Below are 21,289 nucleotides of genomic sequence, written 5' to 3' on the forward strand. Positions count from 1 at the left end.
CTTGAAGTTTGCCCTTGCCGCCCCATTTAGGCCTCAGACCAAAATCCGGAGGCCTTATGCGCTACGACAAGCTCACCACCAAGTTCCAGCAAGCCCTCGCCGAGGCCCAGAGCCTCGCCGTCGGCAACGACCAGCAGTTCATCGAACCCCAGCACCTGCTGCTGGCCCTGCTCGCCCAGGAGGACGGCAGCACCGCGTCCCTGCTGCAGCGCGCCGGCGTCAATGTGGGTGGCCTCAAGGCTGCGCTCATCAAGGCCTTCGAGCGCTTGCCCAAGGTGCAGGGCCATGGTGGCGACGTGTCCGTCGGGCGCGACCTGAGCAACCTGTTCAACCTCACCGACAAGGCTGCTCAACAGCGCGGTGACGAGTTCATCGCCAGTGAGATGTTCCTGCTCGCGCTGGCCGACGACAAGGGCGAGGCTGGTCGCCTGCTGAAAGAAAACGGCCTGACCAAGAAGGCCCTGGAGCAGGCCATCGACGCCGTGCGCGGCGGCCAGAACGTGGGCAGCGCGGACGCCGAAAGCCAGCGCGAGGCCCTCAAGAAGTTCTGCGTGGATCTCACCGAGCGCGCCCGCCAGGGCAAGCTCGACCCGGTGATCGGCCGCGACGACGAGATCCGCCGGGCGATCCAGATCCTGCAGCGGCGCACCAAGAACAACCCGGTGCTGATCGGCGAGCCGGGCGTCGGCAAGACCGCCATCGTTGAAGGGCTGGCCCAGCGCATCGTCAATGAGGAAGTGCCGGAGACCCTGAAGGGTAAGAAGGTGCTGGTCCTCGACATGGCCGGCCTGCTGGCCGGTGCCAAGTACCGCGGCGAGTTCGAGGAGCGCCTGAAGGCGGTGCTCAACGACATCGCCAAGGATGAAGGCAAGATCATCCTGTTCATCGACGAGATCCACACGATGGTCGGCGCCGGCAAGGCCGAGGGCGCCATCGACGCCGGCAACATGCTCAAGCCGGCGCTGGCCCGCGGCGAGCTGCACTGCATCGGCGCGACCACGCTGGACGAATACCGCAAGTACATCGAGAAGGACGCCGCGCTGGAGCGCCGCTTCCAGAAGGTGCTGGTCGAGGAGCCGTCCGTCGAATCGACGATCGCCATCCTGCGCGGCCTGAAGGAGAAGTACGAGTTGCACCACGGAGTGGACATCACCGACCCGGCCATCGTCGCCGCGGCCGAGCTGAGCCACCGCTACATCACCGACCGCTTTCTGCCGGACAAGGCCATCGACCTGATCGACGAGGCTGCGTCGCGCATCAAGATGGAGATCGATTCCAAGCCGGAGGTGATGGACAAGCTCGAACGCCGTCGCATCCAACTGGAGATCGAGCAACTCGCGGTGCAGAAGGAGAAGGACGAAGCGTCCCTCAAGCGCCTCGGCCTGATCGAGGAAGAGATCACCCGCATCAAGAAGGAATACTCAGACCTGGAGGAAATCTGGAAGGCCGAAAAGTCGGCGGTGCAAGGCTCGGCGCAGATCAAGGAAGAGATCGACCGCCTGAAGGCCGACATCGCCAAGCTGCAGCGGGAAGGCAAGCTCGAGAAGGTGGCCGAGCTGCAGTACGGCAAGCTGCCGCAGCTCGAAGCCCAACTCAAGAAGGCCGAGGCAACCGGCGAAACCAAGCCGGTCAACAAGCTGCTGCGCACCGAGGTGGGCACCGAGGAGATCGCCGAGGTGGTGTCCCGTGCCACCGGCATCCCGGTGTCGAAGATGATGCAGGGCGAGCGTGAGAAGCTGCTGAAGATGGAAGAGCGTCTGCACCAGCGGGTTGTCGGCCAGGATGAGGCGGTGCGCCTGGTGGCCGATGCGATCCGTCGCTCCCGCGCCGGCCTGTCGGACGAGAACCGGCCCTACGGTTCCTTCCTGTTCCTCGGCCCCACGGGCGTCGGCAAGACCGAGCTGTGCAAGACGCTGGCCGAGTTCTTGTTCGACAGCGAGGAGCACCTGATCCGCATCGACATGAGCGAGTTCATGGAGAAGCACTCGGTGGCCCGCCTGATCGGTGCACCGCCGGGCTATGTGGGTTACGAGGAGGGCGGCTACCTGACCGAGCAGGTGCGTCGCAAGCCGTATTCGGTGATCCTCTTCGACGAGGTCGAGAAGGCCCACCCGGACGTCTTCAACGTGCTGCTGCAAGTTCTCGACGACGGCCGCATGACCGACGGCCAGGGCCGCACGGTGGACTTCAAGAACACCGTGATCGTGATGACCAGCAACCTCGGCTCGCAGATGATCCAGCAGATGTCTGGTGACGACTACCAGATCATCAAGCTGGCGGTGATGGGCGAGGTGAAGACCTACTTCCGGCCGGAGTTCATCAACCGGATCGACGAGGTGGTGGTCTTCCATGGCCTCGACGAGAAGCACATCGCGTCCATCGCGCGGATCCAGCTGGCTTATCTGGAGAAGCGTCTGGCCAAGCTCGAGATGCATCTGGACGTCAGCGACGACGCGCTGCTCGAGCTGGCCAAGGCCGGCTTCGACCCGGTGTTCGGCGCGCGGCCGCTCAAGCGGGCGATCCAGGAGCACATCGAGAACCCGCTCGCCAAGCGCATCCTCGAAGGTGGCTTCGCTGCCAAGGACACCATCCGGGTGAGCAGCGACAACGGCCGCATCGGCTTTGCCAAGGCCTGAGCACGGGTCTGAGCGGCGGCCCAAGTGATCGGAGCCGGCTTCCTTCGGGAGGCCGGCTCCGTTTTTGTTTGGAGCGGCACCAATACCTCTTTGGTGGAAGCCCCAAGTGTCTGTGCAGGCGGTAATATCGTTTGCACGGAAATGTGGATGGGTTTTCTGCTGTGCCGTTTGACTCGCTCTGAAGCAGGCATCTGCGCCTGCCGCGGGAGCAGGTGTTCAGATGCAGTACATGGTGCGCTGCGGCAATTTGCTGCGTGCCGCCGGCATCGGTATGGACATGCCCCGGCCCGCGCGGAAAAGGGTGGTTGGCGCCGCTGGAACACGATGCTGGCATGCCCTTTGCCAGCGGTTCTCCACTTTGCTTCCTTCCCTGGGCCGGCGCGCATGGCGCACCGGCTATGATTATCGAGTGAGGTGGGTATGGCAGATGCACTGAGTTTGTGGCGCCAGTTGCTGCAGGTCCAGGAGCCGTGGACGGTCCTGGACTGTCGCGCCGACGAGTTCAACCGCTGCATGGATGTCTATATTGGCGTGGAGGCACCACGGAGCTGGTTCGGCTTCGGTCGCGGCAAGCCCGTGGAGAGCGGTCCGGAAGTGATGTGGCGCCACATCGGTTTTGGCGGTTGGAAAGTGCAGGTACGGGTGAGGCCGCCGCTGGGCAGCGAGCTGCCGCGCCAACAGTGGGCAGGGGAGGCGGGCATGCCCTTCACGCGGGCGCTGGACCGGCAGATCCTGTCCCTGCTCAACGAAGGCGTCGGGATGGCTGGCGTGTGCACGCTGCTCGAGGTGCCGATGGGCGAACTCTGGCGCTATCGTTATGCCCTCGACAAGGGACAGCACAGCGTCGGCGAGGCAGCCCCGGCTCAGGAGGGTGGGACACAGCGGCCGCTCAGCGCGGTGCTCGCGTATTTCGAGGACGGCGTGAAACCCTTGCCCGGCAGCCAGGTGCCCAGTCTTACCGATCCGGTGTGGCTGCGCCTGGTGGATGGCACGCTCAACATCGACGTGCGCGTGCTGAGCCTCCAGTTGCTGTTGTCCCGCATCCGCTCCCAGGTGGCGGTCATCGCCGACGAGGAGGTGCGCATGATGAAGCTGCGCGATCTGCACCGCTACTTCGTCAAGAACGAACGCATGCTGTCCCACGAACTGCAGCAACTCAGCAAAGAAGCGGCCTGAGCCGTCTCGCTGTTCTACCGAGGGAGAACCAATAATGAATGCCCCTGCGAACCGCCTGACGACGGTGGACGAGGCGGCCGCGCTGATCGCGTCGGGCCGCTTCCTGATGATCTCTGGTGACGAAACCTTATTGCGTCGCCTGCCGGCCGGCAACTGGATAGGTGGCACGATCCCCTATTTCATGGGTGACGAGGGCGGCCTGGTGACGTCCGAGCAGGTGTTCGTCACCGAGATCCCGGCGATGGCGGGTGCGCCGACGATCCGCTTCTACGACATCACCGACCTCGAGCACGTCTGCGAGGATGGCCCGTCCAACGGCTTCACGCTGATCATCATCCCGGCCTTCTCGGCGATCCATTCCCTGTACGCCCGCAAAGCGCCGGGCTTCACGGACATGTTCATCAAGCCGATCGTCGGCTGGATCGCCGGCAGCCACCTGGCCGACTCCGGCCGCGTTGCGCCGCTGGTGGTCGATGGCAGGGACCTCGCATTCGATGGCGAGCGGGCGGTGGTGATGCACGTGCCCTTGCCGGACAGCGAATACGCTCGCATCGAGATCTTCAACCGCATGGAGCAGGGCGACGGCGACTGCCTGCGCTTCCCGGAGACCGGTTTCTCGGCTAGCCGTTGCCTGGTCAATGGCGTAGAGACCGATTTCGCCAGCTACCTGGCGACCCGCCACGCGGACATCCGCCTGCCGCTGGTGGCGGATTACGGCGGTGCGTCGGTGAACGTGTCGATCAAGGCCGTGGATGCCCAGGCCGGGCGCGTGGACTTCTACGCGCCGGTGTTCGACGACGTGGAATACCGCTTCGCGGCGCCGGCCGATTTCGGCGCGGCGATCGGTGCGGAGCCGGACCATCCGCCGCTGTGGTCGTGCAACTGCATCCTCAACTACCTCTACTGCGGCCTGGAAGGGCGGCGCTCCGGGTCTCTCGTCGGACCGATGACCTTTGGCGAGATCGCCTACCTGCTGCTCAACCAGACCCAGGTCTACCTCAGCATCGATCAGGCCTGAGCCTGGCGGGAGGCGGTGCCTTCCCGGCCCGCCGCCGTTTCCTGTACTTTCCGTTCTCAATGATCATAAGGAGGACGGAGACATGCGCAACCATCATCAGTTCCACATCGGCGGGCGGTGGGTCGAAGCCCTCGGCACGGCCCGCCTGGATGTGATCAACCCCGCCACCGAGGCGGTCGCAGGCAGCATCGCCATCGGCAGCACCGCCGATGCGGAGGCCGCCGTGGCTGCGGCCCGGGCGGCGTTTCCAGCCTTCGCGGCGACGTCCCGCGAGGAACGCCTGGACCTGCTGGCGCGCATCTGTGCAGCCTACAAGAAGCGCTACGACGACATGGCCCGCGCCATCTGCGAGGAGATGGGCGCGCCGTTGAAGGCCCTGGCAGCCAGCTCCCAGGCGGGCTCCGGCCTGGCCCATTTCAAGACCGCATTGGCGGTGCTGAAGGATTTCCCCTTTGAAAAGACCCAGGGCACGACGCGCATCCTGCGCGAGCCGATCGGCGTCTGCGCACTGATCACCCCGTGGAACTGGCCGGCCAACCAGATGGCCTGCAAGATCGCGCCGGCGCTGGCGGCGGGCTGCACGATGGTGCTCAAGCCGTCCGAGCTGGCGCCGTTCTCGGCCATCGTGATGGCCGAGATCCTGCATGAGGCCGGCGTGCCGGCGGGCGTCTTCAACCTGGTGAATGGCGACGGGGCGGGCGTCGGCAACGCGCTGAGCACCCATCCCGAGGTGGACATGGTGTCCTTCACCGGCTCGACGCGGGCCGGCAAGCAGGTGATGAAGGGCGCTGCCGACACGGTGAAGAAGGTCGCCCTCGAACTCGGCGGCAAGTCCGCCAACATCCTGCTCGACGACGTGGACTTCCCGAAGAGCGTGCGCCATGGCGTGTTGAGCCTGATGACCAACAGTGGGCAGAACTGCAACGCACCGTCGCGCATGCTGGTGCCGGAAGGGCGTCTCGACGAGGTGGAGGCGATCGCCGCGGCGAGCCTGGCGCGGGTGGTCGTTGGCGATCCCTTGAATGAAGCGACGACGATGGGGCCGCTGGCCAATGGTCCCCAGTTCGAGCGTGTGCAGGCTTTCATCGCGCAGGGCATCGCAAGTGGGGCGAAGCTCGTGGCCGGTGGGCCGGGCCGGCCGGATGGCATCGCGCGCGGCTATTTCGTGCGCCCGACGGTGTTCAGCCGGGTGACGCCGGAGATGGCCATCGCCCGCGAGGAGATCTTCGGTCCGGTGCTGTCCATCCTGCCCTACAAGGACGAGGCGGACGCCATCCGCATCGCCAACGACACGCCCTACGGCCTGTCGGGCTACGTGTCGTCGGCCGACCTGGGGCGGGCGCGGGCCGTTGCGCGGCAGTTGCGCAGCGGCAATGTGCACCTCAACGGCGCGCCAGTGGACCTCGCCGCGCCCTTTGGCGGCTACAAGCAGTCGGGCCTGGGGCGGGAGTGGGGCGCCTACGGGCTGGAGGAGTTCCTCGAGGTGAAGGCGGTCATCGGCTACGGCGATGACGAGCCGATCTGAAGCTTGTTGTCAGCTTGGCGTGACAGAATGCGGGCCGGCGGCTGTGCCGCCGCCTGTTGAGGAGTTTCCGCGCCGATGGCCCTGATCGTTTCCGTTTGCCTGTTGCTGGTTGTGCTGACCACAGTGATCCACTACGAGGTGCTGCGCGGCCTGAGTCTGTGGCTGCCCGAGCTGGCCATCCGCCCGCGGGCCAAGCTGATCGTCGTGATACTCGGCACCTTCATCGCCCATCTTCTGGAGATCGCGCTGTACGCTTTCGCGGTGTTTGCGCTGGTGCGCTATGCGGAGCTCGGGTCGGTGGGCGACGTAGGGCGTTTTTCGTTCGCGGTGTGCCTGTATTTTTCCACCGAGACCTTCACGTCCCTCGGCTACGGCGACGTGGTGCCCGGCGGAGACGTGCGCCTGCTGGCGGGAACCGAGGCCCTCAACGGCCTGCTGCTGATCGGTTGGTCGGCGTCCTACGCGTACATCGCGATGGAGCGCTTCTGGCGCGACGGGCTGGGCGACAGCAACTGACGGAGGCTTTCGAGCGTGCGTATTCTGGTGGTTGAAGATGACAAGACCCTGGCCGCCGGCCTGGTCGAAGGCCTGGAGCGGGAGGGCTTCATGGTGGATCGGCTCGAAGCCGCCGAGCCGGCCGAGGCGGTGCTTACGCACACGGCCTACGACCTGGCGATCGTGGACATCGGCCTGCCGGGCATGGACGGGCTGGAGCTGATCCGTCGGGTGCGCCGCCGCGGCGTACTGACGCCCATCCTGATCCTGACGGCCCGTGACGGGCTGGACGACCGGGTCGTCGGCCTGGACGTGGGCGGCGACGACTACCTGGTCAAGCCCTTCCTGCTGCCCGAGCTGCTGGCCCGCATCCGGGCGCTGATCCGGCGTAGCCGGGCGGCGGCAAGCATGGTGCTGAGCGTCGGTTCGCTGGAGCTCGACGTACAGCGGCGCAGCGCGACGCTGGCCGGCGTCGAGCTGGAGCTGACCGGGCGGGAGTGGGACGTGCTCGAACAATTGGCGCTGGTGGCGCCCAAGGTGGTCGCCAAGCAGAAGCTGGCCGACAGCCTCAGCCAGTGGGACCGGGAGATCACCCCCAATGCGGTGGAGATCTATGTATCGCGCCTGCGCAGCAAGCTGGCCGACAGTGGGGTCGGTATCCGCACGGTGCGTGGCATCGGCTATCGCATCGAGGCCGGAGAGGGCGATGCCGCGGCGCGGTGAGGGGCGTGCGCTCCGCAACCGCCTGCTGATGGTCATTTCCTGGCCGCTGTTGATCCTGCTGGCGGCCAGCATGATCGCCGACTACCGTTCGGCGCTGAGCATCGCCGACGAGGCCTATGACAATGCGCTTGCCGGCACCGTGGTGGCCCTGGTCACGCGGCTGGAGCGGGACGACGACGACAAGGATATTGAGGTGGACATCCCGCCGGCGGCCGACGAGATCCTCCGCTCCGACGCCGTCGACAAGGTCCAGTATGTGGTCTTCGACAGCCACGACAAGGTGATCGCCGGCGATGCCGAACTGCTGCTGCTGCCACGGCCCGAGGTCGCCAACCGCAGCATCTTGCAGGATGCGACGGTGGGCAAGCGCGCGGTGCGTACCGCCAGTTACCGCTACGAGAGTCCGCGCATGACAGCGACGGTGATCGTCGCCGAAACCACCCTCAAGCGCCGGAGTGCCGCCCATCGCATCCTGGCGACGATCTTCTGGCCGAACCTGCTGTTGATCGCAACGGCGCTGCTGCTGGTGTATTTTGGCGTGCGCTATGCGCTGAAGCCGCTGGACGCTCTCGGCCACAGCATTGCCACCCGTGGCCCCAACGACTTCAGCCCGATTGCCGAGAGCGGTGTGCCGGCTGAGGCCGGTCCGCTGGTGCGGGCCATCAACCGTCTGCTGCAGCACCTGGGGCGGGCCGGGCGGGCTCAGCAGGCCTTCCTGTCGAATGCCGCCCACCAGCTGCGCACGCCGCTGGCCGGCCTGCAGACCCAGCTTGAGCTGGCCGTCGAGGCCCTGCCTGCGGAGGCCCGGCCGCGCATCGAGCGTCTGCGCGAGTCCACCGGCCGCCTGGTCCATTTCACCAACCAGATGCTGGCGCTGGCCCGCTCGTCGTCGGGAGGGGCGCTGATCAGCGACCACCGTCCTGTGAATCTGGCCGCGCTGCTGGAGGATGCCGCGTCCGATCTACTCGACGACGCCCTCGCCAAGCACATCGACCTGGGCTTCGAGACGGCGCCGGCGCCGGTGCTGGGGTCCAGCTGGATGTTGCGGGAAATGCTGGCCAATCTGATCGACAATGCCATCGCCTACACGCCGGAAGGCGGTCGGGTGACCGTGCGCTGTGGGCGCAGCGACGAGGCGGGGATCTTCGTCGAGGTCGAGGACGATGGGCCGGGCATCCCGGAGAGCGAACGCAGCCGGGTCTTCGAGCGCTTCTACCGGGCTGCGGGGGATGGTGTGCCGGGCACCGGACTGGGTCTTGCCATCGTCAAGGAGGTGGCCGACCGCCATGCCGCCGACGTGACGATCGCCAGCGGCAGCGAGGGGATCGGCACATGCATCCGGGTTGTCTTTCCGGATGCTTCCGACGTGATCGCGCCTGCGCGGCAATGACTCGGGGGCGAGCGAGTTCGCCCGTGCAATGCCGCGCTTCATGCCGGATCGGATAATCCCTTACGGATTGTCAGGCAATTGAAGGCTGCCGACCGCTATGGTCCGCCGGGTCATCCAAAGTGGTCCCGATGGTCATGCACAGTACTTCCGAATCCCCCGTCATCGACTCTTCCGCCGGCCTGCGTCGGCCCCGTCCCATGGTGTTCCTGCACTGGGCGACGGCACTGCTGATCGCGCTGGTGATTGGCATTGCCTTCGTGCGTGATGGGGTTGAGGAGAAGGCCCTGCGCGCCACCCTCATGAACATCCATCGCAGCATCGGCCTCACCATCGCCCTGCTGGCGATGGCCCGCATCGTCGTGCGCCTGGCCCACCGGCCGCTGCCGCCGACCGGCGACATGTCGCCGCTGGCTCGACTCGCGGCCGAACTGGCGCACCTGGCCCTCTACGTGCTGCTGATGGCGCTACCGCTGATCGGCTGGGCGCTGTCATGCGCCCATGGCAAGCCAGTGTCTCTCTTCGGCCTGGTTACCCTGCCGGTCATCGTCGAGGAGGACGAAGACCTCGCCGACGATCTGGCCGAATACCACGAGAACGCCGCCTGGCTGCTGATAGGCCTTGTCGGCGTGCATGCCGCCGCCGCCCTCTATCACCACTTCGTGCGCCGCGACAACGTGCTGCGCGCGATGCTGCCGGTCCGCCAGTCCTGAGCCTTCTCCGATTCTTCCCGTGGCGCCGCGAGAGCATGCCGCCACGGGCTCGCTCGCCTTTTTCTTGACCACAAATACAAGGACAAACATGCATCCGATTCTTTCCGGGGGGAAAACCCGTCTGTCCGCGATCCGGCATACGGCCGGCCTGGTGCTGGCCGCGGCCGGCTTCCTCGCCGCCGCACCGGCCGCTCATGCCGTGCCGAGCTTTGCCCGCCAGACCGGGCAGGAATGTGCGGCCTGCCACATTGGCGCCTACGGCCCGCAACTGACGCCCTATGGCGTGAAGTTCAAGATCGGCGGCTACACCGATTCCGACGGCAAGGGCGGCAAAGTGCCCCTGTCCGGCATGGTGGTGGCGTCCTTCACGCGCACCGCCAAGAACCAGGACCCGGCGCCGGACAAGTCCAGCCCCAACAACAACCACTCCTTCGACGAAGCCTCGGTCTTCCTGGCCGGCCGTCTGAGCGACAAGATCGGTGCCTTCGTGCAGGCTACCTACGACGGCATCGGCCAGCGCACGTCCATCGACCAGGCTGACGTGCGCTTTGCCCACACCACCGAGGTGGCCGGCAAGGAAACTGTCTTCGGCGTGTCGGTGAATAACAATCCCGGCGTGCAGGACCCCTTCAACAGCATGCCGGTGTGGAGCTTCCCCTACACCGCCTCTGCCGTGGCCTTCGGTCAGGGCGATGCTGCCACGATGATCAACGGCGGCCTCGAGCACCGCGTCACCGGCGTGTCCGCCTACACCTTCTGGAACAACATGGTGTATGCCGAGCTGGGCACCTACCGGGCCCTGACCCCGACCATGCAGAGCCGTCTGGGCCTGGAGAAGGCGGGCGACATGGGCCATGTCGGCGGCAATACCGCCTACTGGCGCCTGGCGGTGTTCCAGGATCTGAAGAAGCAGGCCTTCAACGCCGGCATCTTCGGCCTCAACACCTCGGTCCAGCCGGACCGCAGCACGCCGGGCTCCAACAAGTTCAATGACGTGGGCGTCGATGCGTCCTACCAGTTCCTCGGCACCCGCGAGCACGTGGCGACGGTCAACACCAGCTACATCCGTGAACGCCAGACCCGCAACCAGCTCGTCGCCACCGACGGCGCCGACAATCTGAAGGGCCGTCTCAACGAGTTCAAGCTGAACGCGTCCTATCACTACATGCAGACCTGGGGCGCCACCATCGGCCGTTTCGTGACCCACGGCAGCTCCGACGCCACGCTGTACAGCGACGGTTTCGCCAACGGTTCGCCGAACACCTCCGGCTACATCCTGCAGGCCGACTGGACGCCGTGGGGCAAGGAGAATTCCTGGGGCGCTCCGTGGGCCAACGTCCGTCTTGGTGCCCAATACACGATGTACGACAAGTACAACGGCGCCAAGACCAACTACGACGGCAACGGCCGCGACGCGAAGGACAACAACACCTTGTTCCTGTTCGCGTGGACCTCGTTCTGACGGAGTGACGTGATGAAAATGATCTCCCGTACCGTCCTGCCGCTGCTGGTGGCCGCGGCAGCCAGCTCCCTGAGCTTCCAGGCCCGCGCCGCGGGCGACGTGGAAAAGGGCAAGGACGTGTTCGCCACCGAGTGTGCCGAGTGTCACAGCGTGCGCGAAGGCAAGAACAAGAAGGGGCCGAGCCTGTTCGGTGTGGTCGGCCGCAAGGCCGCCACGGTGGCCGATGCCAGCTATTCCGATGGTCTCAAGGCCAGCGGCATCACCTGGACCCCGGACAAGATCGACGCCTACGTGACGGCGCCCAAGAAGCTCGTGCCTGGCGGCAAGATGAAGTACGACGGACTGGCCAGTGCAGCTGAACGGGCCGAGCTGCTGGCCTATCTGGCGACTTTGAAGTGATTTGCGTCGGCCGGCCCGGTGGGGGGCCGGGCCGGCCGATGTGAAAGCGGAGAGGCTTGCTGCGGCAGGCCTTTCTTGCGTTTACGCCGTGCGTTGGGCGTCGCGTTCGATCCGTTGCTGGCGCATCAGCACCACCAGTAGAGCCATCCCCGCTGCCATCACCCATGCAGCGACGATCAGCGCGCCTTTGTAGCTGCCGGTCATCGTGGCGATGTAGCCGGCCATTGCCGGGGCAACCACCTGCGCCACGCCGTAGCTGAGGGTCAGGCGCGCCATCGCCTTGGCCGGGTTGGCCGGGAAGCAGCGGCCGATGATCGACAGGGTCAGGCTGACGATGCCGACGAAGGTGCCGCCATAAAGCATCGCGCTGACCAGGTTGGCGGCGGTGCCGTCGCTGAAAGCCGGCAGCAGGATGGACACGATCTGCAGGCCGTAGGCGAGCAGCAGTGCCGGGATCTGCCCCCCGGCGGTAGCGATGCGGTCCCACAGGAAACAGGACGGTGCCGCCGCCAGGCCGACGATGACCCATACCCAGCCGCCCTTGCCGGCCAGCATCGGCAGCTTCTCGACGATGGCGATGATGAAGGTGGCGCTGATCACGTAGCCGAAGCCGGCGCAGAAGTAGGCCGCGATGAAGAGCCCCATCCAGCGCCGCGACGGCGGGGCCGGCAGATGGGTGGAGGCCTGGGCGCTGACCGGCGCCGGGGCCGGCAGCCAGAACCAGGCTGGCACGAAGAACAGCACGCCGAGCAGGCCGAGGCCCAGCCACTGGCCGTCCCATGCCAGGTGGCCGACCATGCCGGCCACTGCCAGCCCGGACACGATGATCCCCAGCCCGATGCCGGCAAAGTGCAGGCCCAGCTCCGGCCGGTGGCCGTGGCGGATCAGCCAGTTGAGGACCAGGCCGGAGGCGATCAGCAGGCCGGCGGTGCTCGACAGACCGGCCACGAAGCGCAGCACGACCCACAGGGTCACGTCCTGTGTGACGCCCATCGCGGCGGTGCTGACCACCGCCACCACCAGGCCGATGCGGTACAGCTTGAACTTGCGGCCGAGGTCGCTGATCGTCGCCGCCACCAGTGCGCCGGTGATGTAGCCGACGTAGTTGAAGGTGGCCAGCCAGCCGCCGTCCATGGCGCTGAGGCCGGCCTCGCCACGCATGATCGGCAGCAGCGGCGTGTAGGCGAAGCGGGCCAGGCCGACGGTGAGGATCAGGGCGCAGACGCCGGCGAAGATCACCCGGTAACGGTCGGCCGAACTGCTGGCGGGAAGGGCTGTTGCAGGGGCGTGCATGCTGTTCTCTCTTTTACGGGTTGTTATGGTTTGATCTTAGGATGTGCAGGAATGTCAAACTTTCGATAGGATGACTTTCGTTGTCGATGAACTGACATGGGCTGACTGGGGGAAAACCATGGACCTGGAAGAGGACTGGACGCTGGTCGATGTGCCGGACATCGAGGAACTGCCGGGGCCGGTGTTCCAGCGTTTCGAAACCCTGCCGGCCCGCCACATCTTTCCGCCCCACGCGCACCGCTGGAACCAGTTCGTCTACGCCACCGCCGGCACGCTGGTGGTGATGGTTGAGAAGTCCCGCTACGTGATCACGCCGGAGCAGGCGATCTGGGTCCCGACCGGTGTGCTGCACACCACCGGCGCACTGCACGGCGCGGAATTCCGCAATCTGTACGTGGCCGACGGGCCCGATCTGGGCATGCCGGGAACATGTTCGGTGCTGGCGGTGTCTCCGCTGCTGAGAGCGCTGATCGTCGAGCTGGCGGACATCGGCGGGCGCCGGGAGAGCACCGACTACCTGGCCCGCGTGCATGCGCTGATCCTCGACCAGTTGCGTCGCCTGCCGGTGCAGGATTTCCAGTTGCCGTGGCCGACCAGCCCGATGCTGCGCAGGCTCTGCGAGGCCCTCTACGCCAACCCCGCCGACCCGCGGGGCGCCGACGATTGGGGGGCTGCACTGGGCGCATCGGCGCGCACGCTGGCACGGCGTTTCGAGAAGGAGCTGGGTTTGGGCCTGCGCGAATGGCGGCATCGCCTGCGTCTGTTCCGCGCCGTGGAATGGTTGGGGGCCGGGCGTGCGATAACCGATATAGCATTGGAACTGGGCTACGCGTCGCCATCGGCCTTCACCTACATGTTCCGCCAGGAGATGGGCTGCAGCCCGACCGAATACCGGGGACGCGGAGCGCGTCCCTTCACTGCCAGCGAGGTGGTTTCATGACCATTCATGCGGATCTTCACCACGTGATCTATGCCTTGTCCGACGCCCTCGATCTGGTTGGCGTGGACGACGTGGCCCACGGCAAGCGGGTCGGCATCATGGCCGCCGCCTGCGCGCGCGCCGAGGGCCTCGGCGAGGCCGATGCCTCCTTCCTGTTCGACCTCGGCATGCTGCACGACATCGGCGTGTCGTCCACCAGCACCCATAACCACCTGGTCGAGGAGTTCGACTGGGAGGATTCCCAGATCCACTGCGAAGTGGGGCACGCGCTGCTCACCAGTTTTCCGCCGCTGGCGCCGATGGCTCAGCCGGTGCGCTACCACCATACCCGTTGGGATGCGATGCCGGTCGATCTGCCGCCCGGGTTGGCCCGCCAGGCAAACCGTCTGTACCTGGCGGACCGGGTCGATGCGCTGGCTGCGCCTTACTACGCCGACAACAGCACGCTGCAGAACATGGAGAGCATTCGTAACGGGATTGCCGCGCACACGGGCAGCTACTTCGCACCGGACCTGGTCGAGGCGTTCATGGCGGCATCCCGTACCGAGGCTTTCTGGCTGATGCTGGAGCCACGCTCCATCCAGGCCTGCCTGGTGGACCAGCTGGCGCGGGTGGAGCCCTTTCCCGCGTCGATGGGCGATCTGCGCCACCTGGCCGTCATCTTCGCGCGCATCGTCGACGCCAAGAGCCCCTTCACCGCCGAGCACTCCCTGGGCGTGGCGCGGCTGGCCCGCTTCCTGGCCGAGCGCCTGGGCGTACCGGGGGAGAACTGCGACAAGCTGGAGATCGCCGGCCTGCTGCACGACCTGGGCAAGCTGCGGGTGCCCGACGAGATCCTCGACAAGCCGGGCCGCCTCGACAGCCGCGAGCGCCGCATCATCAACACCCACAGCTTCGAGACCTACCAGATCCTGCGCAACATCGACGGCTTCGAGGACATCGCCCGCTGGGCGGCCTACCACCACGAGGAACCGGACGGCTCCGGCTACCCCTTCCACCTGAGGGGCGACACCCTGTCCCTAGAGGCGCGCATCCTGCGCGTCGCCGACATCTTCCAGGCGATGGTGCAGAACCGGCCGTACCGCCAGGGCCTGTCGGTGCCCGAGGTGTCGTCTTTCATGCGCATGTTGGCTGACACGGGGCATATCGATGCCGAGGTCACCGCGGTGCTGTTGGCGGACACGGGGCGGGCGATCGAGGTTGCGCTGCCGGTGTTTCCGTCGCTGCCGGACGGCAGGCGGATTCGGGAGGCGGCTTCGCCGGGCTGAAGCGCCCGGCGAACGGGGCTGGCGTCAGCTGTGGTGGTGATGGGGGTGACGGCCGTGGCCATGGCCGTCCTGCTCGGATTCCAGCTCGGCCAGCACGTACTGGGACATGCCGACGGCTAGTTCCTGGTGGCTGACGAAGATCCGGCCGAGCTTCTCCCGACGCAGCAGGTCGGCGTCGTCCTCGCTGTCGGCGCGCAGCACCGTGACGATCTCCGGGTTGAGCTTGCGCGCGATGTCCACCATCTTGCGGCTGGCGAGCGGGTCCGGCGCGGTGATGACCAGCATTGCCGCGCGGGTGATGTGGGACTGGACCAGCACGATGGGGTCGGAAGCGTCGCCGCTGACAGCGGCCTTGCCGAGCTTGCGCAGGGTTTCCACCACTTCCCGGTTGCTGTCCGCCACCACGTAGGGGACATGTCGCTTGTCCAGCGCCGACGCGATGTGGCGGCCGACCCGGCCGTAGCCCACCAGAACCACCTGGTTGGAGAGCAGCTTGCGGTCGGTGCTCATCGGCAGCGCGGCCAGAGGATCGTCGCGCAGGTCGAGCTTGCGTGCCCATGCCGAACGGGCCCGCGCCCAGGCCTGGGCCGGTTCGATGGCGGCGAAGAGCACCGAGTTGAGGGCAATGGAGATCAGCGCGCCGGCGAGGATCAGGTTCTGCCCCTCCATCGTCAGCAGCCCAAGGCCGAGCCCGAGGCCGGCCAGGATGAAGGAGAACTCGCCGATCTGGGCCAGGCTGGCGCCCACCGTCAGCGCGGTGTTGAGGGGATAGCGGAAGCCCAGCACCAGCGCGATGGCGGCCAGCGTCTTGCCGAACAGGATGATGAACACTACACCGAGCACCTTGAAGGGCGCGTCGATCAGCACCTGTGGGTCGAACAGCATGCCCACCGAGACGAAGAACAGCACCGAGAAGGCGTCACGCAGCGGCAGGGAATCCTCCGCCGCGCGGTGGCTGAACTCGGACTTGCGCATCATCATGCCGGCGAAGAAGGCGCCCAGCGCGAAGGACACATCGAAGAGGATCGCCGACGCGTAGGCCACGCCGACCGCGGCGGCGATCACACAGAGAGTGAACAGCTCCCGCGAGCCGGTGCGTGCCACCAGCCACAGGAGGCGCGGAAAGGCGCGGCCGCCGACCAGCAGCATCAGCGCGATGAAGGCCGACACCTTGGCGAGGGTGATGCCTACGGTCAGCACGAGGGTCGATACGTCGGCCTGGGGGCCGGCGTCCTTGGCGCCGAGCAGCGGCGCCAGCGCCGGCAGCAGCACCAGTACCAGCACCATGGCCAGGTCTTCCACCACCAGCCAGCCGACGGCGATGCGCCCATTGGTGGAATCCAGGATGCCCTTCGCCTCCAGCGCGCGCAGCAGCACGACAGTACTGGCCACCGACAAGGCCAGCCCGAACACCACCGATTCACCCACCGGCCAGCCCCACCATACGGCCATCGCCGCGCCGAGGCCGGTGGCCACCGCAATCTGCACGACGGCACCGGGCACCGCGATCTTGCGCACCGCCAGCAGGTCGTCGAGGGAGAAATGCAGGCCGACGCCGAACATCAGCAGCATCACCCCGATCTCGGCCAACTGGCCGGCCAGCGGAAGGTCGGCGACGAAACCGGGCGTGCCGGGGCCTATGGCCACGCCGGCGAGCAGGTAGCCGACCAGCGGAGGCATGCGCAGGCGAGTGGCCACCAGGCCGAGGACCATGGCCAGGCCGAGGCCGGCAGCGATGAGGGCGATCAGGGAGACGTTATGGGGCATCGGCAGTCAGCAGGGGGGCGGTTTAAAGGGCATGCAGGTTCGACGCCACGTCGGCGTGGCGGTTCGGCGATTCGGAAAATTTATGCTGCGTTGTGTCAGAACGCGCCCATCGCCAGCCCGGTGGCGAAGGCGGCGCCGAGTTCCTCGCCCTTGGCGAGTTCGTCGGTGGGAACGTGCTTGGGTGCCAGGATGTCTTCCGGCGTCTGTGCGTGGGTACACACGATCAGCGGCGGGGCGATGTCGCGCAGGCGCCAGCCGGTGGCGATGCGGGCGATCTGGCGGGCGGCGTTGCTGCCGTCGCTACCCGCGCATATTACCGCGGCGTAGGGCCGGCCGTTGATGCGATCGAGGGCGCCGTAGTAGCTGCGGTCGAAAAAATCCTTCATCAGCCCGGCGATCGCAGCGAGATTCTCTGGCGTTGCGAAGACATACCCGTCGGCAGCCAGCAGGTCGTCGGGGCCCGCCTCGGGGGCGCGCAGCAGGCGCGTGTCGATATCGGGCTCGCCCGCGGCGCCGCGGGCGACGGCGTGGATCATCTGCTCGGTGGCGCCGGTCCATGAGTGATAGACGAGCAGCAGGGTCTTGCGGGCGGTGGCGGTCATTGTCGAAAGGCGTCGGGAGGCCTTTCGAGACTAGGCGGGTGCTCCGTATCGGTCAATGCCGTCGGTCAATCCCACATGGAGCGCATGCGGGCGGCCAGGTCCACCGCTGCCTGGCGGGTTTCGGCCTTGGCTGGCGTGTCGGGTGTGGCCTCGGGCCAGGTGCAGGTCTCGAAGCGGTCGAGCAGGCGGTTGGGAATGAAGCGCGTGCGGCTGGCGTACACGTGGCGGTCGCCGGTGGAGGACTGGCCGCTGACGTAGAAGCGCTGCGGTACGTAGAGGTCGAGATGGTCCTTGGCGCGGGTCATCGCCACGTAGAGCAGGCGCATCTCCTCCTCGATCTCCCGCTCGCTGCCGGTAGCGAGATCGGACGGCAGGCAGCCGTCCACCGCGTTGAGCAGGGACACCGCCGGCCACTCGCGGCCCTTGGCCGAGTGGATGGTGGACAGGATCAGGTAGTCCTCGTCGAGCAGCGGCTTGCCGGACTCGTCGCTGGTGGCGTCGGGCGGGTCGAGGGTCAGCTCGGTGAGGAAGCGTTCCTGGCTCGGGTAGGTGGCGGCGATACGCCCCAGTTGCTGGATGTCGGCCTGGCGCACGCTGAAATCCTCGAACAGGCGCTCCATCTGGCCTTCGTACCATAAGGCCAGTTTCTCGACGGGCGTGGGCCAGGCGCCGGCCTCGGCCAGCCCTTCCACCAGCGCGGCGAATTCCTGCCAGTGCAGGCGGGCGCTGTCGGGCACCGGCTGTTCGGCGAGCAGCAGGCAGCCCGGCGGGGCGGCCTGCAGGTTGTCGAGGATGCGCCCGGCGGACTTGGGGCCGAGGCCGGGCAGCAGCTGGATGGCACGGAAGCCGGACACCCGGTCGCGGGGATTCTGCGCCCAGCGCAGGATGGCCAGCACGTCCTTGACGTGGGCGGCTTCGAGGAATTTGAGCCCGCCGAACTTCACGAAGGGGATGTTGCGGCGGGTCAGCTCGATCTCCAGGCGCACGCTGTGGTGGGCAGCGCGGAACAGCACTGCCTGGGCCTTGAGCTTGAGGCCACTTTCCCGGCGCGCGAGGATGCGTTCGACGACGCCGGCGGCCTGGTCGGCCTCGTCGCGGACGCTGATCAGGCGCGGCTTCTCGGCCGAGGCGCGTTCGCTCCACAGGTCCTTGCAGAAACGCTCTTTCGCCTGGCCGATGACGCCGTTGGCGGCGGCCAGGATGGGCTGCGTGGAGCGGTAGTTGCGGTCCAGCGTGAGCTGGCGGGCCGGCGGATCGAAGTGGCCGGGGAAGTCGAGGATGTTGCGGATCGTTGCGCCGCGGAAGCTGTAGATGGACTGGGCGTCGTCGCCGACCACGGTGAGGCCGCGGCCGTCCGGCTTGAGGGCGAGCAGGATCTCGGCCTGCAGGCGGTTGGTGTCCTGGTATTCGTCCACCAGCACGTGGCTGAAGCGTGCTCCCACGTCGGCGGCCAGCTCCGGCACGCCGACCATCTGGGCCCAGTAGAGCAGCAGGTCGTCGTAGTCGAGCACCTGCTGGGCCTGCTTGGCGGCCACGTAGGCGCGGAACAGGGCCTTCAGCTCGGTGGCCCACTCGGCGCACCACGGGAAGGTGGACAGCAGCACGTCGGTCAGCGGCGCGCGGGTATTGACCACCGCCGAGTAGATGGACAGGCAGGTGCCTTTCAGCGGGAAGCGCTTGCCCTTGGCCGACAGGCCCAGCTCGTGGCGGACCAGGTTGATAAGGTCGGCCGAGTCTTCCCGGTCGTGGATCGTGAACGCCGCGTCGAGGCCGATGGCGCCGGCGTATTCGCGCAGCAGCCGCGCGCCGACGCTGTGGAAGGTGCCGGCCCACGGGAAACCGGTGGCGGCCAGCTGGGCGTGGCGCGGCGAGACCTGGGCGGCGATGCGCTGCACGCGTCGGGCCAGCTCGTCGGCGGCCCGGCGGGAGAAGGTCAGCAGCAGGATGCGGCCCGGGTCGGCGCCGTGGGCCAGCAGATGGGCGACCCGGTGGGCGAGGGTGTTGGTCTTGCCCGACCCGGCGCCGGCGATGACCAGCAGCGGCCCGTCGCCATCCGGTGTGCCGACGCCGTGGGTGGCGGCCTGGCGCTGGACGTCGTTGAGCTTGACCAGGTAGGCGGGGATGGCTGCGTCTGTCACGCCGCTCATCGGAGGGCACTCCCTGCAGCTGATCGCTGGGCGGCGGCAGCGGCTGACGAAGGGAGGGCGTTGTGGTGCGGGGAAGGGATGTGGTGCAGGGGCATGGTGGTCTCGCTTTGGCTGTAATTGTATACAGCTTGGTAATGGCCGCAAGCGCTTGGGAAATGGGAGTGGGGGGATGGGCGATGCGATGTGGCGACAAGGCCGCCATGGCGTTTGCCGTGGCGTGAGCTCGCCCGTGGTCTCCGACGGGCGAGGAGAAGGCCTGCCCAGGCCTGCTACCATCCGGCCCATGAGCCTCTACCAGAATCTCGCCGAGCAGACCGCCCGCCTGATCGCCGACGGCGTGCTGCGCCCCGGCGACCGCCTGCCGTCGGTGCGGCAGGCCTGCAAGAGCCACGGCATTGCGCCTGTGACGGTGACCCAGGCCTACGCGCTGCTGGAGAGTCGCGGCCTCGTCGAAGCGCGCCCCAAGTCGGGCTATTTCGTGCGGGCGCGGCTGGGCCAGCGCCTGGCCGAGCCGGAGATGACCCACCCGGTCGGCCACTCGACGGCGCTGGAGGTCAGCGACTTCATCTTCCAGATCCTCGACAGCGTCAAGGACCCGGCGGTGGTGCCCCTCGGCTCCAGTTTCCCCAGCCCCTACCTGTATCCCCTCGACAAGCTGGGGCGTTGCCTGGCCGCCGCTGCGCGCCACCTCGACCCGCTGGCCACCGTCACCGACCTGCCGCCGGGCAACGACGAGCTGCGCCGCCAGCTGGCCCTGCGCTACCTGGCCCACGGCGCGTCGGTGGCGCCGCAGGAGATCGTCATCACCTCCGGTGCGATGGAAGGGCTGAATCTGTGCCTGCAGGCGGTGACGCGGCCGGGCGACCTGATCGCTATCGAGTCACCGACCTTCTACGCCGGCCTGCAGGCTGCCGAGCGGCTGGGCCTGAAGGTCATCGAGATCCCCAGCCACCCGCGCGAGGGCGTCAGCCTGCCAGCGCTGGAGGACGCGCTGCGCCATCATCCGGTGAAGGCCTGCCTGTTCATGCTCAACTACGCCAACCCCACCGGCGCGCGGGTGCCCGACGAGCGGCGGCAGGCGCTGGTGGAGCTGCTCGATCGCCACGACGTGCCGCTGATCGAGGACGACGTGTATGCCGAGCTGCACTTCGGCGCCGAGGCGCCGCTGTGCACCAAGGCGGTAGATCCGAACGGGCGCGTCATGCATGTGTCGTCCTTCTCCAAGTGCCTGGCGCCGGGCTACCGCATCGGCTGGGTGGCGGCGGGGCGCTACGCGGCGGCGATCCAGCGCCAGAAGCTGTCCCTGAGCCTGGCGACGACGGTGCCGGTACAGATTGCGCTGGCCGACTACCTGAAGCACGGCGGCTACGAGAAGCACCTGCGCCAGCTGCGCGGCACGCTGGCGGCCCAGGAGGCGGCGCTGGTGGCCGCCGTCGAAACCCACTTCCCGGCCGCCACGCGGCTGGCGCGGCCCCAGGGCGGCTACTTCCTGTGGCTGGAGCTGCCGCGGGGCACCGATGCCCTCGAGCTGCACCGACTGGCGCTGGAGCAGGGCATCAGCATCGCGCCGGGGCCGATCTTCTCGGCCAAGCGCGAGTTCGGTCACTGCATCCGCCTCAACTTCGGCCATCCCCTCGGCGAGCGGGGGCGGGCAGCGGTCGCCACCCTGGGGGCGCTGTTGTAGCGGCAGAAATTCTGTACCTATTAAAAACACGACAGGCTGAATCTGTTTCCATTT

General features: G+C 67.2%; 17 protein-coding genes. 13 read left to right on the forward strand and 4 right to left on the reverse strand.

The window, feature by feature from the left end; translation table 11 throughout:
• The first annotated feature begins 56 nt into the window (after positions 1 to 56).
• From clpB to AC1PQG_RS05865, 10 genes are all read left to right on the forward strand, one after another.
• Positions 57 to 2,636, forward strand: coding sequence for an ATP-dependent chaperone ClpB (gene clpB / locus AC1PQG_RS05820; protein ID WP_481121673.1), 2,580 nt, complete (start codon positions 57 to 59; stop codon positions 2,634 to 2,636).
• Positions 2,637 to 3,056: 420 nt separating this feature from the next.
• On the forward strand, positions 3,057 to 3,812 hold the full coding sequence (locus AC1PQG_RS05825; protein ID WP_481121674.1) for a hypothetical protein: 756 nt from the start codon (positions 3,057 to 3,059) through the stop codon (positions 3,810 to 3,812).
• A 34-nt stretch (positions 3,813 to 3,846) separates the two neighbouring features.
• Positions 3,847 to 4,830: a DUF6976 family protein gene (locus tag AC1PQG_RS05830; protein WP_481121675.1), complete on the forward strand. Its 984-nt coding sequence runs from the start codon at positions 3,847 to 3,849 to the stop codon at positions 4,828 to 4,830.
• 82 nt (positions 4,831 to 4,912) lie between these two features.
• Entirely contained in the window at positions 4,913 to 6,355 is a 1,443-nt protein-coding gene (locus AC1PQG_RS05835; RefSeq protein ID WP_481121676.1) for an aldehyde dehydrogenase family protein, read from the forward strand.
• A 75-nt stretch (positions 6,356 to 6,430) separates the two neighbouring features.
• A complete protein-coding gene (locus tag AC1PQG_RS05840; RefSeq protein ID WP_481121677.1) occupies positions 6,431 to 6,871 on the forward strand; it encodes an ion channel in 441 nt (146 codons plus the stop codon).
• 15 nt (positions 6,872 to 6,886) lie between these two features.
• Positions 6,887 to 7,573: a response regulator gene (locus tag AC1PQG_RS05845; RefSeq protein WP_481121678.1), complete on the forward strand. Its 687-nt coding sequence runs from the start codon at positions 6,887 to 6,889 to the stop codon at positions 7,571 to 7,573.
• Positions 7,557 to 8,963 (forward strand): sensor histidine kinase, encoded by a 1,407-nt coding sequence (locus AC1PQG_RS05850; RefSeq protein ID WP_481121679.1) that lies wholly within the window; start codon positions 7,557 to 7,559, stop codon positions 8,961 to 8,963. The genes AC1PQG_RS05845 and AC1PQG_RS05850 overlap by 17 nt, the downstream gene beginning before the upstream one ends.
• A 134-nt stretch (positions 8,964 to 9,097) precedes the next feature.
• Complete coding sequence (locus AC1PQG_RS05855; RefSeq protein ID WP_481121680.1) at positions 9,098 to 9,673, forward strand: cytochrome b; 576 nt, start codon at positions 9,098 to 9,100, stop codon at positions 9,671 to 9,673.
• Positions 9,674 to 9,761: 88 nt separating this feature from the next.
• Positions 9,762 to 11,135, forward strand: a complete 1,374-nt coding sequence (locus tag AC1PQG_RS05860) for a cytochrome C (protein WP_481121681.1) — start codon at positions 9,762 to 9,764, stop codon at positions 11,133 to 11,135.
• Positions 11,136 to 11,147: 12 nt separating this feature from the next.
• A complete protein-coding gene (locus AC1PQG_RS05865; RefSeq protein ID WP_481121682.1) occupies positions 11,148 to 11,534 on the forward strand; it encodes a c-type cytochrome in 387 nt (128 codons plus the stop codon).
• An 81-nt stretch (positions 11,535 to 11,615) separates the two neighbouring features.
• Here the strand turns inward: AC1PQG_RS05865 and AC1PQG_RS05870 are convergent, their stop codons facing one another.
• On the reverse strand, positions 11,616 to 12,827 hold the full coding sequence (locus AC1PQG_RS05870) for a YbfB/YjiJ family MFS transporter (protein ID WP_481121683.1): 1,212 nt from the start codon (positions 12,825 to 12,827) through the stop codon (positions 11,616 to 11,618).
• A 118-nt stretch (positions 12,828 to 12,945) separates the two neighbouring features.
• Here AC1PQG_RS05870 and AC1PQG_RS05875 point away from each other — a divergent pair, with 118 nt between their 5' ends.
• Both AC1PQG_RS05875 and AC1PQG_RS05880 read left to right on the forward strand, forming a co-directional pair.
• The gene (locus AC1PQG_RS05875) at positions 12,946 to 13,767 is read left to right on the forward strand and encodes an AraC family transcriptional regulator (RefSeq protein ID WP_481121684.1); all 822 of its coding nucleotides are present in this window, start codon (positions 12,946 to 12,948) and stop codon (positions 13,765 to 13,767) included.
• A complete protein-coding gene (locus AC1PQG_RS05880; RefSeq protein WP_481121685.1) occupies positions 13,764 to 15,035 on the forward strand; it encodes an HD-GYP domain-containing protein in 1,272 nt (423 codons plus the stop codon). Before AC1PQG_RS05875 ends, AC1PQG_RS05880 begins: the two co-directional genes overlap by 4 nt.
• 24 nt (positions 15,036 to 15,059) lie before the next feature.
• Here AC1PQG_RS05880 and AC1PQG_RS05885 read toward each other — a convergent pair whose 3' ends face one another.
• From AC1PQG_RS05885 to AC1PQG_RS05895, 3 genes are all read right to left on the reverse strand, one after another.
• A complete protein-coding gene (locus AC1PQG_RS05885) occupies positions 15,060 to 16,802 on the reverse strand; it encodes a cation:proton antiporter domain-containing protein (protein ID WP_481121686.1) in 1,743 nt (580 codons plus the stop codon).
• A 95-nt stretch (positions 16,803 to 16,897) separates the two neighbouring features.
• Positions 16,898 to 17,404 (reverse strand): flavodoxin family protein, encoded by a 507-nt coding sequence (locus AC1PQG_RS05890; protein ID WP_481121687.1) that lies wholly within the window; start codon positions 17,402 to 17,404, stop codon positions 16,898 to 16,900.
• 65 nt (positions 17,405 to 17,469) lie between these two features.
• Positions 17,470 to 19,551: an ATP-dependent helicase gene (locus AC1PQG_RS05895; RefSeq protein WP_481121688.1), complete on the reverse strand. Its 2,082-nt coding sequence runs from the start codon at positions 19,549 to 19,551 to the stop codon at positions 17,470 to 17,472.
• Between the two features lie 283 nt (positions 19,552 to 19,834).
• Between AC1PQG_RS05895 and AC1PQG_RS05900 the strand changes: the two genes are divergently transcribed.
• Entirely contained in the window at positions 19,835 to 21,235 is a 1,401-nt protein-coding gene (locus tag AC1PQG_RS05900) for an aminotransferase-like domain-containing protein (RefSeq protein WP_481121689.1), read from the forward strand.
• Positions 21,236 to 21,289: the final 54 nt, after the last annotated feature.

It is taken from the genome of Zoogloea sp. GDB6, from assembly GCF_056724105.1.

Bases quoted from the DNA above. Each gene is read 5' to 3' on its own strand.
- clpB (WP_481121673.1), top strand. From the start codon at position 57: ATGCGCTACGACAAGCTCACCACCAAGTTCCAGCAAGCCCTCGCCGAG.
- AC1PQG_RS05825 (WP_481121674.1), top strand. From the start codon at position 3,057: ATGGCAGATGCACTGAGTTTGTGGCGCCAGTTGCTGCAGGTCCAGGAG.
- AC1PQG_RS05830 (WP_481121675.1), top strand. From the start codon at position 3,847: ATGAATGCCCCTGCGAACCGCCTGACGACGGTGGACGAGGCGGCCGCG.
- AC1PQG_RS05835 (WP_481121676.1), top strand. From the start codon at position 4,913: ATGCGCAACCATCATCAGTTCCACATCGGCGGGCGGTGGGTCGAAGCC.
- AC1PQG_RS05840 (WP_481121677.1), top strand. From the start codon at position 6,431: ATGGCCCTGATCGTTTCCGTTTGCCTGTTGCTGGTTGTGCTGACCACA.
- AC1PQG_RS05850 (WP_481121679.1), top strand. From the start codon at position 7,557: ATGCCGCGGCGCGGTGAGGGGCGTGCGCTCCGCAACCGCCTGCTGATG.
- AC1PQG_RS05855 (WP_481121680.1), top strand. From the start codon at position 9,098: ATGCACAGTACTTCCGAATCCCCCGTCATCGACTCTTCCGCCGGCCTG.
- AC1PQG_RS05860 (WP_481121681.1), top strand. From the start codon at position 9,762: ATGCATCCGATTCTTTCCGGGGGGAAAACCCGTCTGTCCGCGATCCGG.
- AC1PQG_RS05865 (WP_481121682.1), top strand. From the start codon at position 11,148: ATGAAAATGATCTCCCGTACCGTCCTGCCGCTGCTGGTGGCCGCGGCA.
- AC1PQG_RS05870 (WP_481121683.1), bottom strand. From the start codon at position 12,827: ATGCACGCCCCTGCAACAGCCCTTCCCGCCAGCAGTTCGGCCGACCGT.
- AC1PQG_RS05875 (WP_481121684.1), top strand. From the start codon at position 12,946: ATGGACCTGGAAGAGGACTGGACGCTGGTCGATGTGCCGGACATCGAG.
- AC1PQG_RS05880 (WP_481121685.1), top strand. From the start codon at position 13,764: ATGACCATTCATGCGGATCTTCACCACGTGATCTATGCCTTGTCCGAC.
- AC1PQG_RS05885 (WP_481121686.1), bottom strand. From the start codon at position 16,802: ATGCCCCATAACGTCTCCCTGATCGCCCTCATCGCTGCCGGCCTCGGC.
- AC1PQG_RS05890 (WP_481121687.1), bottom strand. From the start codon at position 17,404: ATGACCGCCACCGCCCGCAAGACCCTGCTGCTCGTCTATCACTCATGG.
- AC1PQG_RS05895 (WP_481121688.1), bottom strand. From the start codon at position 19,551: ATGAGCGGCGTGACAGACGCAGCCATCCCCGCCTACCTGGTCAAGCTC.
- AC1PQG_RS05900 (WP_481121689.1), top strand. From the start codon at position 19,835: ATGAGCCTCTACCAGAATCTCGCCGAGCAGACCGCCCGCCTGATCGCC.